The organism is Micromonospora sp. DH14 (assembly GCF_029809455.1).
Classification (GTDB): Bacteria; Actinomycetota; Actinomycetes; order Mycobacteriales; family Micromonosporaceae; genus Micromonospora; species Micromonospora parva.
On record NZ_JARVKT010000013.1, the window covers coordinates 186,332 to 197,818 of the forward strand.

14 protein-coding genes are annotated in these 11,487 nt (G+C 73.4%); 11 read left to right on the forward strand and 3 right to left on the reverse strand.

Annotated elements, in window-relative coordinates:
- The first annotated feature begins 66 nt into the window (after positions 1 to 66).
- The 3 genes from QCZ28_RS19125 to QCZ28_RS19135 are packed head-to-tail and all read left to right on the forward strand — an operon-like array spanning position 67 to position 2,372.
- Complete coding sequence (locus QCZ28_RS19125; RefSeq protein ID WP_279517951.1) at positions 67 to 1,353, forward strand: hypothetical protein; 1,287 nt, start codon at positions 67 to 69, stop codon at positions 1,351 to 1,353.
- A gap of 52 nt (positions 1,354 to 1,405) precedes the next feature.
- On the forward strand, positions 1,406 to 1,804 hold the full coding sequence (locus tag QCZ28_RS19130) for an NUDIX domain-containing protein (RefSeq protein ID WP_279517933.1): 399 nt from the start codon (positions 1,406 to 1,408) through the stop codon (positions 1,802 to 1,804).
- A 40-nt stretch (positions 1,805 to 1,844) separates the two neighbouring features.
- On the forward strand, positions 1,845 to 2,372 hold the full coding sequence (locus tag QCZ28_RS19135; protein ID WP_279517934.1) for a DUF2267 domain-containing protein: 528 nt from the start codon (positions 1,845 to 1,847) through the stop codon (positions 2,370 to 2,372).
- A 117-nt stretch (positions 2,373 to 2,489) separates the two neighbouring features.
- Here the strand turns inward: QCZ28_RS19135 and QCZ28_RS19140 are convergent, their stop codons facing one another.
- Entirely contained in the window at positions 2,490 to 3,728 is a 1,239-nt protein-coding gene (locus tag QCZ28_RS19140; RefSeq protein WP_279517935.1) for a hypothetical protein, read from the reverse strand.
- 26 nt (positions 3,729 to 3,754) lie between these two features.
- Positions 3,755 to 4,270 (reverse strand): NUDIX domain-containing protein, encoded by a 516-nt coding sequence (locus QCZ28_RS19145; protein ID WP_279517936.1) that lies wholly within the window; start codon positions 4,268 to 4,270, stop codon positions 3,755 to 3,757.
- Positions 4,271 to 4,321: 51 nt separating this feature from the next.
- Here QCZ28_RS19145 and QCZ28_RS19150 point away from each other — a divergent pair, with 51 nt between their 5' ends.
- The 3 genes from QCZ28_RS19150 to rox all read left to right on the forward strand — a co-directional run bounded on the left by QCZ28_RS19150 (position 4,322) and on the right by rox (position 6,933).
- A complete protein-coding gene (locus QCZ28_RS19150) occupies positions 4,322 to 4,813 on the forward strand; it encodes a type II toxin-antitoxin system PemK/MazF family toxin (protein WP_124778425.1) in 492 nt (163 codons plus the stop codon).
- 23 nt (positions 4,814 to 4,836) lie between these two features.
- Positions 4,837 to 5,328 (forward strand): hypothetical protein, encoded by a 492-nt coding sequence (locus tag QCZ28_RS19155; protein WP_279517937.1) that lies wholly within the window; start codon positions 4,837 to 4,839, stop codon positions 5,326 to 5,328.
- A 177-nt stretch (positions 5,329 to 5,505) separates the two neighbouring features.
- Complete coding sequence (gene rox, locus QCZ28_RS19160) at positions 5,506 to 6,933, forward strand: rifampin monooxygenase (RefSeq protein ID WP_279517938.1); 1,428 nt, start codon at positions 5,506 to 5,508, stop codon at positions 6,931 to 6,933.
- Between the two features lie 4 nt (positions 6,934 to 6,937).
- Here the strand turns inward: rox and QCZ28_RS19165 are convergent, their stop codons facing one another.
- Complete coding sequence (locus QCZ28_RS19165; RefSeq protein WP_279517939.1) at positions 6,938 to 7,588, reverse strand: GGDEF domain-containing protein; 651 nt, start codon at positions 7,586 to 7,588, stop codon at positions 6,938 to 6,940.
- A 264-nt stretch (positions 7,589 to 7,852) separates the two neighbouring features.
- Here QCZ28_RS19165 and QCZ28_RS19170 point away from each other — a divergent pair, with 264 nt between their 5' ends.
- The 5 genes from QCZ28_RS19170 to QCZ28_RS19190 all read left to right on the forward strand — a co-directional run.
- The gene (locus QCZ28_RS19170; RefSeq protein WP_030336398.1) at positions 7,853 to 8,092 is read left to right on the forward strand and encodes a DUF397 domain-containing protein; all 240 of its coding nucleotides are present in this window, start codon (positions 7,853 to 7,855) and stop codon (positions 8,090 to 8,092) included.
- Between the two features lie 141 nt (positions 8,093 to 8,233).
- Positions 8,234 to 9,121, forward strand: coding sequence for a helix-turn-helix transcriptional regulator (locus tag QCZ28_RS19175; protein ID WP_279517940.1), 888 nt, complete (start codon positions 8,234 to 8,236; stop codon positions 9,119 to 9,121).
- A 136-nt stretch (positions 9,122 to 9,257) separates the two neighbouring features.
- On the forward strand, positions 9,258 to 10,301 hold the full coding sequence (locus QCZ28_RS19180; protein WP_279517941.1) for a substrate-binding domain-containing protein: 1,044 nt from the start codon (positions 9,258 to 9,260) through the stop codon (positions 10,299 to 10,301).
- A 2-nt stretch (positions 10,302 to 10,303) separates the two neighbouring features.
- The gene (locus QCZ28_RS19185) at positions 10,304 to 10,507 is read left to right on the forward strand and encodes a hypothetical protein (protein ID WP_279517942.1); all 204 of its coding nucleotides are present in this window, start codon (positions 10,304 to 10,306) and stop codon (positions 10,505 to 10,507) included.
- Positions 10,508 to 10,605: 98 nt separating this feature from the next.
- A partial coding sequence (locus tag QCZ28_RS19190; protein ID WP_279517943.1) for a serine/threonine-protein kinase occupies positions 10,606 to 11,487 on the forward strand: 882 nt, incomplete at its 3' end.

Here is an 11,487-nt window from a genome sequence, read left to right on the forward strand (position 1 = left end):
CCCACCGACGCCGCATCGTCCGGCGCCGACGCCGCCCGCACCGGTGGCCCGGCCGACCCGACCGGGCTGCGTCAGCTGGCGGTCGACACGCTCGACGCCAACTGGGAACACGACCACACGGTGCCGTCGCGCACCCTCTACCCGCACCAGTGGAGCTGGGACTCCGCGTTCATCGCGATCGGGTTGGCCCAGGTCCGCCCCGAGCGTGCCTGGCGGGAGCTGGCGAGCCTGTTCCGGGCGCAGTGGGCCGACGGCCGGGTGCCGCACATCGTGTTCAACCCGGCGCTGCGGGTCGGCGCGTACTTCCCCGGACCGGAGATGTGGCGCTCGGCCGACGTGCCCGGAGCACCGGCGGTGGCCACCTCCGGCCTGGTCCAACCCCCGGTGCACGCGCTCGCCGCGTTGCTGGCGTACCGGCGGGCACCCGACCCCGCCGGCCTGGCCGCGCTGCGCCGGCTCTACCCCGCGTTGGTCGCCCAGCAGCGCTACCTGGCCGAGCGGCGGGACGTGGCCGGCGACGGGCTGGTCTGCGTCGTGCACCCGTGGGAGTCCGGGTTGGACAACAGCCCGGCCTGGGACGAGCCGATGGCAGCGGTGCCGGCCGAGGCGGCCGTCATGTCCGCGTACCGTCGGCACGACACCGCGCACGCCGACGCCGCACACCGCCCCACGGACCTGGACTACGCGCGTTACCTGGCGATCGTCGCCGCCTACCGCGACCACCGCTACGCCGACCGCGACCTGGCCGCCGATCACCCGTTCCTGGTGGAGTGCCCGCTGTTCAACGCGGCCTTCGGGGCCGCCGAACACGCCCTCGTCGAGATCGCCGCGCTCGTCGGCGGCGACCCCGGGCCGCACCGGGACCGCGCGGCCCAGCTCACCGAAGCCCTGGTACGTCGGCTGTACGACCCGGACACCGGCACGTTCCAACCCCGCGACCTGCGCACCGACCGGCTGGTGAGCGCCCGGACCGTGCTCGGGCTGGCACCGCTGATCCTGCCCGACCTGCCGACCCGGCAGGTCGACGCGCTGGTCGTCGAGGCCCGCTCGGCGCGTTTCGGGGTGGCCCGGCGGATGGCCCGGCCGTTGCCCACCTACGACCGCACCGCGCCCGACTTCGAGCCGCTGCGCTACTGGCGCGGGCCGAGCTGGCTCAACATCGGCTGGCTGATCCGGCGCGGGCTGCTCACCCACGGGCACCCGGAGTTGGCCGCCGGGTTGCGCCGCTCGATGGTCGGCCTGGTGGCCGGGGCCGGCTGCCACGAGTACTTCCACCCGGACACCGGCGCCGGGCTGGGCTCACCGGCGTTCAGCTGGACCGCCGCGCTGCTGCTCGACCTGCTGGCCGACTGAGCGCGGGATCCGGGTGGTAGCGTGCCCGATCCCAGCGGCCGGAAGGAGCATCGTGCGCGAGATCGACAAGGTGGCCTGGATCCTCATCGAGGACGGCAGGGTGCTGAGCACCAGGTCCCAGGGGAAGGACGTCTGGTACCTGCCGGGTGGAAAACGCGAGCCCGGCGAGACCGACCTGGAGACCCTGCGCCGGGAGATCGACGAGGAGTTGAGCGTCGAGGTCGACGTGCGCGACGCCGTGCACCTGGGCACCTTCACCGCTCAGGCACACAGCCACGCGACCGGCACCACAGTGCGGATGACCTGCTACCGGGCCGGGTACCAGGGCCGGCTTCGGCCGGCGAGCGAGATCGCCGAGATGGCCTGGCTCGGGTACGCCGACCGGCACCGCACCTCGGCGGTCGATCAGATCATCTTCGACCACCTGCTGGCCGAGGGGCTGCTGACCTAGCACCAGTTTGTCCCGGCCGGCCAGGGGTAACCGCCCGGGCGTGACCGACGGCGACGGGTTCCCGTACTTCATCGACGCGGTGTCCAACCGGTCCGGCCTGCCGGCCGAGCAGGCCGCGGTGCTCGCCCGGGCCGTACTCCAGACCATTGCCGAACGGGTGATCGGCAGCGCGCCCGGCGACCCCGTGGGGCACCTGCCGGACGAGGTCGACGGCTACCTGAGCGGCCCAGCCCCGGATACGGCCGGGACCGGCGGACCGACCCCGGATCCGGTGGTGCCCGTCGGCTCGGACCCCGGCCTGGACGCGATCGACACCGGCGTGGGTCTGGATGTCGGTGGCGCCACCGCCGTCCCGCCGCCGGCGGACGCCGGCCCCGCCGAGTTCCTGCGGCTGGTGGGAGAGCGCGCCGGGGTGGACCCGGCCACCGCCCGGGCCGGAACCGGGGCCGTCTTCGCCACCCTGCGGGCGGCGATGACGGTACGGGAGTTCCGGGAGATGGTGGCGCGACTACCGCGCGATGGCGACGGCAGCCCCAGGCTCACGCCGCCCGGTTCGTACCCGCCCTGACCGGCCGCTGCGGCGAGGTCCGCTCGCGTGCCGGCGATCCTGATCCGACGGTTGCCGATCGCCGATCTCCTCGGCGAGCAGTGACGATCACACGGGCCACGGCTCGCCGCCCCGGAGTCACCGGTCGGCGGCGTCGGCCTCGGGCAGTTCCTCCGGTTCGCTGATCCAGGCGGAGAAGACCGGCAGCGCGTGCCACGGCCCGGTGCCACCGTCGCCCCGGGTGTCGGTGGCGACCGCCACCGCGGCGTACGGGTGACCGAAGCGCAGCTCGGCGGTGCGGGCGACGCCCTCCGGGGGCAGACTGGTCAGCCCGAACATCCCGGTCACCGCCGCGGCCTCGAAGCCGTACCGGCCGAACCGGGCCATCGCGGTCTGTCGCGCCTCGACGGTCTCGATCGGCAGTGCCAGCGTCTTCGCCACTGTTGCCGCCGCGGCCGGGAAGCCGAGCCCCGGGGCGCTCAGGTCGTGCTCGCTCTGGGCCGACCAGCAGGGGAGTACGGCGTGGTGTCGCTCCTCGCGGCCGCCGTGGGCCCGGGTGCGTACCCGCTGCTCGGTGACCGTCCACAGGGGAGCCTCGCCGAGCGGCAGGTCGAACAGGGATCGGCTGTCGGCCGGTTGCGCGCCGTCGGCCGCGCCGGCGCTGAGGTCGTACGCGACGGCCAGCACGTCGGCCGGCGGCACCTGCGGCGCGGCGGCCACCGAGACCACCACCAGCCCCGCGCCGTCGGTTGTCCGGGCCGGCGCGCAGTGCACGATCACGTCACCGGCGCGCGCGGTGGTGACGATGGCACACCGGTGGCCCTGGCTCGGGCTGCGCAGCGCCCGCCGCAGCTGGCCGGCCCACGGGCTGCCGGCGCCGAGCGCGCGGGCGTCGGCGACGTCGAACGGGGTGGCCCAGGACACCCGGGTGGCCAACGCGCTGGCCACGGCCAGCACCACGTCCGGCCCGACCCGCAGGGGGAACGTCTCGATCAGGCCGAGGGTGTGCTCGCGTGCCCAGGCGTCCAACCCGGCCTGGTCGGGCAGGACGCCGACCTCGGTGGTGGTGGGCAGCGCGGCCCGCCACGCCGCCGGCGCGTTGACCTGCCCCGGCCGGTGCCAGAGCGCGGTGGCGGCCCCGACCAGCGGGTGCGGCGCGTCCAGCAGGGTTCGGGCGACCTCGGCGGCGTCCGCCGGGTCGGTGCCCAGGGCGTGCGCCAGGTCCCTGGTGGCCGGGTCGGAGGTGTCCGCCTCGGCGGCGCAGACCGCGAGCAGTAGCCAGGCCCCGAGCGGGGACGCGACGTGATGCCGGTCGCCGATCGTCGCGTGCAGCCGTGCGGCGTACGCCGAGAGGGGCCCGTGCAGCGCTGTCGTCATGCCCCTACTCTGCCCGCCGGCCTGGCTCACGACCACAGCTCGAACGGCTCGTCGATCTCCGTGCCGGCGAGGAACGGGGTGATCAGCCGAGGGAGCTGCCCTGGGTAGAACCGTTCCCGGCTGGCCACCACCTCCGGCAACGGCCACCAGCGGAAGCCGAAGTAGTCCTCCCGCTCGTAGTCGAGCCGGTGTGTCTCGTCCACGTCCGGGCCGGGGCCGGCCAGCCGTACGGCGACGACAACCTCGTCCTGGACGTGCCGTACCTGGCGGTGCAGGAAGCTGGCCCGACGCCGCCAGGTCGGCGCGCCCACCTGGTCGGCGCTGACCACGATGCCGGTCTCCTCCCGCAGCTCCCGCACCGCCGTGTCGCGATGGGTCTCACCGGCGTCCATGCCCCCGCCGGGCAGCTCCCACCAGGTGCCCAGCCGGGGGTGGTCCGGGTCCCGGGTGTGGAACAGCAGGACCCGTTCGGTGCCGTCGGTGACCACCACCCGCACCGCGCGTCGCTCAAGGATCGGCAGGTCGCGGGGAAGCTCGTCCATCGGGCCAGTCTGTCGCACCCGCCCGACACGGCGGCGGGTAGGCTGCCCGCCGTGGCTGGTCTGTTGAGGAATGTCGCGGCGCGTATCTCCCGGGTCGGTGCGGTGATCCCGTCGCCCCGCCGTACCGGGCCGGCACCCGCGCAGGTGGCCCGCCGCCGTCAGGTGAGCGCATTGCAGCGTCGGGAGCTGACCTACGCCCCGGAGCGGGACGGTCAGGCCGACCCGGGTGAGATCGTCTGGACGTGGGTGCCGTACGAGGACGACCCCCGCCAGGGCAAGGACCGGCCGGTGCTGGTCGTCGGGCGGCACAGCCGGACCCTGTTCGGGCTGATGCTGTCCAGCCAGAGCGATCGGGACGGGCAGCGGCACTGGTTCGCGCTCGGGCCGGGGGAGTGGGACCGGGACAACCGGCCGAGCTGGGTCCGGCTGGACCGGGTGCTCACCATGCGCGAGGACAGCATCCGCCGGGAGGGCGCCGTGTTGGACCGGCCCCGGTTCGACCGGGTCGGGCAGGCGCTGCGCGCCGGCTACGGCTGGCGCTGACCGCGTACCGGCCGGCCCCGGAGGTGGGGCGGGCCGCCGACGGCGGCCGGTACGCGGTCAAGCTGAGCGGTGGCGGCACCCCGGCCGGTCTGGTCGTGACGGCGTACCTGGCCGGACAGGGGGTGCCGGGCATCGCCGCGCCGCTGCGGTCCGTCGACGGACGACTGTCCATCGACCACGACGGCCGCCGCCTCTCGATGGTGCTCGCCCCGCCCGAGTGCGACCTGATGTTCGTGCTCGGCGGGGTGCTCGCCTTCGCGCCGATCACTCCCGACCAGCAGCGGGCCGTGCTCGCCGGCTACGGCACGACCGAGGTCGACAGGGCGCGCCTGGCCTGGTTCCTCGCGGTCCGCGCGCTCGACGACCTCAGCGACTGGACCCGGCAGGCGTTGGACCTCGACGCCGAGGCGGCCGACCGGAGCCGCGCGGCGCGGATCGTGCGTGGGCTGGTGTCACCGGTGGGCCTGGTCAGCCTCGCCGACGCGGCGTTGCGCGACCTCGACCGACAGCGCTGAGCGGCGGGCGGGCCGGCTACGGCGGGCCCGTCGGCTACGCGGGCAAAAAGGAAGGCAAAGAGCGAACCCGCTCCCTGCCACCTCCAACATATATCGCACCCGGGGCCTTGCGGCAAGACCCGGGTGGTGCAGCAGAATCTCCAGCCGACGCCCAAATCTGGGAAAATCGGGGGATTCATGATCGATGTGATCATTGCTGGCGGTGGGCCGACCGGCCTGATGCTGGCCAGCGAGTTGCGACTGCACGGGTTGCACGTGCTGGTGCTGGAGAAGGAGACCGAGCCGACGAGCCACGTGCGCGCGCTCGGCCTGCACGCGCGCAGCATCGAGGTGCTGGACCAGCGGGGTCTGCTGCAACGGTTCCTCGCGGTCGGGCAGCAGTACCCGGTCGGGGGCTTCTTCGCCGCGATCTCCAAGCCGTCGCCAGGCGGGCTGGACACCGCGCACGGGTACGTCCTCGGCATCCCGCAGACCGTCACCGACCGCCTGCTGAGCGAGCACGCCAGCGAGGTCGGCGTCGAGGTCCGGCGCGGCAGCGAACTGGCCGGGCTGAGCCAGGACGATCACGGGGTGACGGTGCGGCTGGCCGATGGCACCGAGGCGCGTGCCCGCTACCTCGTCGGCTGCGACGGCGGTCGCAGCACCGTACGCGGGCTGCTCGGTGTCGGCTTTCCCGGCGAGCCCAGCAGCGTCGAGACCCTGCTCGGTGAGATGGAGGTGGGGGTGCCGCCGGAGACGGTGGCCGAGGTGGTGGCCGAGGTCCGCAGGACCCACCTCCGATTCGGTCTCGGGCCCCTCGGGGAGGGGGTGTACCGCGTCGTCGTGCCGGCCGAGGGGGTGGTCGAGGACCGCACGGTGCCGCCGACCATCGAGGACTTCAAACGCCAACTGCTGGTGTACGCGGGCACCGACTTCGGCGTGCACTCACCGCGTTGGCTCTCCCGCTTCGGTGACGCCACCCGGCTGGCCGAGCGGTACCGGGTCGGCCGGGTGCTGCTGGCCGGCGACGCGGCGCACATCCACCCGCCGACCGGTGGGCAGGGGCTCAACCTCGGCATCCAGGACGCGTTCAACCTCGGTTGGAAGCTGGCCGCCGAGATCGCCGGCTGGGCGCCGCAGGGGCTGCTGGACAGCTATCACCGCGAATGTCATCCGGTGGCCGAGGACGTGCTGACCAACACCCGGGCGCAGATGCTGCTGCTCTCACCGGAGCCGGGGCCCCGCGCGGTGCGCCACCTGTTGTCCGAGCTGATGGACTTCGACGACGTCAACCGGTACCTGATTGAGAAGGTCACCGCGATCGGGGTCCGCTACGACTTCGGCGAGGGCCACGACATGCTCGGTCGTCACCTTCGTGACGTACGGCTGAAGCGGGGGCGTCTCTACGAGCTGATGCACCGGGGCCGCGGCCTGCTGCTCGACCAGACCGGTCAGCTCTCGGCCGCCGGTTGGGCGGAGCGGGTCGACCACGTCGTCGATGTCAGCGAGGAGTTGGACGTGCCCGCCGTGCTGCTGCGGCCGGACGGCCACGTGGCGTGGGCCGGCGACGATCAGAGCGACCTGCTCGGCCAGTTGTCCAGGTGGTTCGGCGCGCCGGTCGGCTGAGCGGTCAGCGCTCGGTGAGGAACGCGCTGTCGACCAGTTGGCGGGGCGACCGGGCGCCCCCGAGGCTCTTGGCCTGGTACATGGCAGCGTCGGCGCGGCTGAGCGCGTCGGTGAGCTGGGTCGGGCCGGTCACCGGGGCCAGCCCGACGGAGGCGGTGACGCGGACGCTGCATCCGCTCAGCCGGATCGGCGCGGCGACGGTCTCGCTGAGGCGGCGGGTCGAGTGCTCGATCCAGCGGCGGTCGACGGTGGGGCTGGAGAGCAGACCGGCGAACTCGTCGCCGCCGAGGCGGGCCACGAGGTTGTCCCCGGCGAAGCCGGCGAGCCGCTCGGCCACACTGATCAGCACCTGGTCGCCGGCGGCGTGCCCGTACCGGTCGTTGATCTGCTTGAAGTCGTCCAGGTCGAGCACCACGGCGATCAGCGGCTGGCCGGCGGCGTCGGTGAGCAGGGCGGCCGCCAGGCGGTAGAAGGCGCGTCGGTTGGGCAGCCCGGTGAGCGGGTCGTGGCTGGCGGCGTGCCGCTCGGCGGCCAACTCGGCCTGGAGGTGGCTGATCTCGGCCTCGGCGCGCACCGCCCGGCGGCGTAGTTGCCAGGAGGAGAGCAGCGCGCCGGCCGCGCAGACGCCGGAGGCGACACTCATCGGATCCGGCACGAACCCTCCCATCGCCGCGACCGCCTCCAGCCTTCGGTTGACGCGGCGCGCCGCGTCGGGCCCAGTTTTGCCTGATCGTTGCCCGTGTGGGGGTAACACAAAGTGAACGGATGGGCACCGATCATGTGCGTTATCATGCTCGCCGTCGGATGCAGATGCAATAGCAGATGCACGTGCAGAACCGTCCAATGTCGATACCGCACCCCCTCGCCGTTACCGCTCCTCCCACGGCCACCGGCGGGCTCGTAACAGAAAGACGCCTCCATGCATCAGCCACCCAATGGCGTACCGATCCCTCAGTTGCCCCCGCTGAGCTGGCAGAAGAGCCGCCGCAGCAACCCCAGCGGCAACTGCGTCGAACTCGCCGAGCTGCCCGGGGGAGCGGGCATCGCGGTCCGCAACTCACGACACCCGGAGGGGCCGGCCCTGATCTACACAGTGGACGAGATCGCCGCCTTCGTTCTCGGCGCACGGGACGGTGACTTCGACCACCTGATCAACTGACCGTCCGGGGTGGGTCGTCCCGGCGACGGGACTTATTCACCGACGTGGAGGAGTTCACCTCACTGTCGGTCCATGGCATGCTTACACGTCGGCCGGGCCGGGGCGCCCGGCCGCCGTGGGTCGGTGTCCGGAGGTCCGCACGTGACGATGGTTCCCGCCGAGGGTGGCCCGACAACCGGGCCGACCGTGCTGCGCATGCTGCTCGGCGCCCAACTGCGCCGCCTCCGGGAGTCCAGTGGGGTGACCCGGGAGGGCGCCGGTTGGGAGATCCGCTCCTCCGAATCCAAGATCAGCCGGATGGAGCTGGGTCGGGTCGGCTTCAAGGAGCGCGACGTCGCCGACCTGTTGACGCTCTACGGCGTCACCGACGAGCACGAGCGCGACGCGCTGCTCAAGCTCGCGCGGGACGCGAACAGCCCCGGCTGGTGGCACCGCTACGGCGACGTGTTGCCGCCCTGGTTCCAGTCGTACCTGGGCCTGGAGGCCGCCGCCGCGCTGATCCGTAGCTACGAGGTGCAGTTCGTGCCCGGCCTGTTGCAGACCCCGGAGTACGCCCGGGCGGTGGTGCTGCTGGGGCACGGGACGGCCGGTCCCGGCGAGATCGACAGGCGCGTCGCGTTGCGGATGCAGCGTCAGCAGCTGCTGCACCGGGAGAATCCGCCGCAGCTCTGGGCCGTGGTGGACGAGGCGGCGCTGCGCCGGCCCATCGGTGGCACCGAGGTCATGCGCGGTCAGCTCACCGCGCTCATCGAGGCGACCAAGTCGCCCCACATCCGACTCCAGGTGATCCCGTTCGCCGCCGGCGGTCACGCCGCCGCCGGGGGCGCCTTCACCATCCTGCGCTTCGGCGACCAGGAGCTGCCCGACATCGTCTACATCGAACAGCTCACCAGCGCCATCTACCTCGACAAGCGCGACGACCTGGATTACTACGCGGTGGCGATGGAACGGCTCTGTGTCGAGGCCGAGCCGCCGGAGCGTACGGCGGAGATCCTCGACCGGCTGCTGGACGACACGTACCCCGCCTGATCCTCCGCCGCGCCGGCCCCTGCGGGCGGGGTCTTCAGTTCACGTATTGACCGACGCCGACCGGTCGGGCTAGTCTCTGTATCGATACAGACTGGATCGATACAGAGAGGTGCCGGTGAAGCCAACACTGCAAGCCGTGGCCGACGCCGTCGGCGTCTCCCGCAGCACCGTGTCCAACGCCTACAGCCGTCCCGACCAGCTCTCCGCCGCTCTGCGCGAGCGGATCCTGGACGCCGCCCGGCAACTCGGCTACCCCGGCCCCAACCCCACCGCGCGTTCCCTGCGCCGAGGCTTCGTCGGGTCGATCGGGGTGCTGTTCACCTCGCAACTGTCGTACGCCTTCACCGACCCGTTCGCGGTCCGCTTCCTCGCCGGTGTCGGCGCGGCGGCCGAGCGGCACGGCACGAGCATGCTGCTGGTGCCGCTGCCGCCGGCGGTGACCGACGCCCGACGGGCGGTGGAGAACGCCGCCGTCGACGGGTTCTGCGTCTACTGCGTCGCCGACGAGGAATGGGCGTTGGACGTCATCCGTCACCGTGGGCTGCCGTACGTCAGCACGGCGCCCCGCGACAACGCCGGCGCCGACGAACGGTACGTCGGCATCGACGAGCGGGCCGCGGCGCGCAGTGCCGCCGCGCACGTCGCCGGGCTCGGGCACCGTCGGGTGGCGTTGCTCGCCGACTCCGTGCTGCCCGACGCGCCGGCCGGCCCGCTCACGGTGGCCGGGGTCGACCAGGTGCCGCATCCGACCACCCGGGGCCGGCTCACCGGGTTCGCCGACGCCTTCGCCGAGGTCGGCGTCGGCTGGGCCGAGCTGACAGTCGTCAACGCGCCCGGCAACAGCCGCCCAGCGGCAGCGGCGGCCGTCGCCGAGCTCTTCGACCGACCCGCACCGCCGACCGCCGTGCTGGCCGGCTCCGACGTCCTCGCGCTCGGTGTGCTGGACGCCCTGGCCGCGCGGCCGGCCCATGATCGTCCAACCATCTCGGTGACCGGCTTCGACGACGTCCCCGAGGCCGCCGCGGCCGGTCTCACCACCGTCCGGCAGCCGGCCGAGGAGAAGGGCCGGATCGCCGCCGAACTGCTGCTCGACCCGCCCGCGGACGCCGCGGCCGGTCACGTGTTGCTGCCTACCGCACTCGTCGTCCGGGACTCCACCGGACCTGTCCCGAGGAGTTGACCATGGAACTGCCCACCGGATACGTCACCGCGCTCGACGCCATGAACCGGCACGTCAACTCGGCCCGACCGGACGCCCCGGTCCAGGTCGACTACCCCCGCCGGGCCCTGCTCGCGCCGACCCGGGAGGCCACCGCCCTCGCCCTGCGCCGGCTCGCCGACCGCATCCAACCGCGACCGCTGCCCGGCGCCCCGCGCTGCTCCTGACCCGAACCAACCCCATTCCGGTACGCACGGGACGATCAGTACGGGTTCGGGCACGCAGAGTGGTCGACAGCGGCGTTGCCAGGCAGACTGGGGAAGCCATGTCTCCGCTCAGGCCCACCCTCCGCCTCCACGACCGCTACGTGCTGCACGAGCGGATCGGTCTCGGTGGCATGTCCGAGGTGTGGCGCGGCGACGACGAGGTGCTCGGGCGGCCGGTGGCGATCAAGGTGCTCGCCGGGCAGTTCGCCACCGACCCGCAGCTGCGGGCCACCATCCAACGCGAGGCCCGCGCGGCCGCCCGGCTGACCCACCCCCACGTCACCCAGGTGTACGACTACGCCGAGGCGACCCTGGCCGACGGCGTCGTCGTGCCGTACCTGGTGATGGAGCTGGTCGACGGTCACAACCTGGCCGACCGGCTACGGTCCGGGCCAATGCCCTGGCCGGAGGCGGTCCGGATGGCCGGGCAGATCGCCGCCGCGCTGGCCGCCGCGCACCGCATCGGCGTCGTGCACCGCGACGTCAAGCCCGGCAACGTCATGCTCACCGACACCGGTGCCAAGGTGCTCGACTTCGGTATCGCCGCGCTCGGCGGTCTCGACAGCCAGTCCGGCGAACCGGTGATGGGCACCCCCGCCTACTTCGCCCCGGAACGACTCACCGCCGGCCCACCCGACCCGGCGAGCGACGTGTACGCCGTTGGCGCACTGCTCTACCGCACCCTCACCGGGCAGGCGCCACTGCCCGTGCAGAGCTGGGAAGACGCCCTGGAGGTGCACCGGCGGGGCACCCCGGTGCCGCCGCTGCGGGTGCCCGGCCTCCCCGCCGACATCGCCGAGCTGACCGTCGCCTGCCTGGCCGCCAACCCGGCCGAGCGGCCGAGCGCGGCGCAGCTGGCCCGCCGCTTCGGCGCCGGTCAGCCGGTCGAGCCGCCCACCGAGCTGCTGCGCGTCCGGCCGGCCGGGCCCCCCCCCCCCCCC

Excerpts from the sequence above, each read along its gene's own strand:
- QCZ28_RS19185 (WP_279517942.1), top strand. The coding sequence starts at position 10,304 with ATGGAACTGCCCACCGGATACGTCACCGCGCTCGACGCCATGAACCGG.
- QCZ28_RS19140 (WP_279517935.1), bottom strand. The coding sequence starts at position 3,728 with ATGACGACAGCGCTGCACGGGCCCCTCTCGGCGTACGCCGCACGGCTG.
- QCZ28_RS19145 (WP_279517936.1), bottom strand. The coding sequence starts at position 4,270 with ATGGACGAGCTTCCCCGCGACCTGCCGATCCTTGAGCGACGCGCGGTG.
- rox (WP_279517938.1), top strand. The coding sequence starts at position 5,506 with ATGATCGATGTGATCATTGCTGGCGGTGGGCCGACCGGCCTGATGCTG.
- QCZ28_RS19170 (WP_030336398.1), top strand. The coding sequence starts at position 7,853 with ATGCATCAGCCACCCAATGGCGTACCGATCCCTCAGTTGCCCCCGCTG.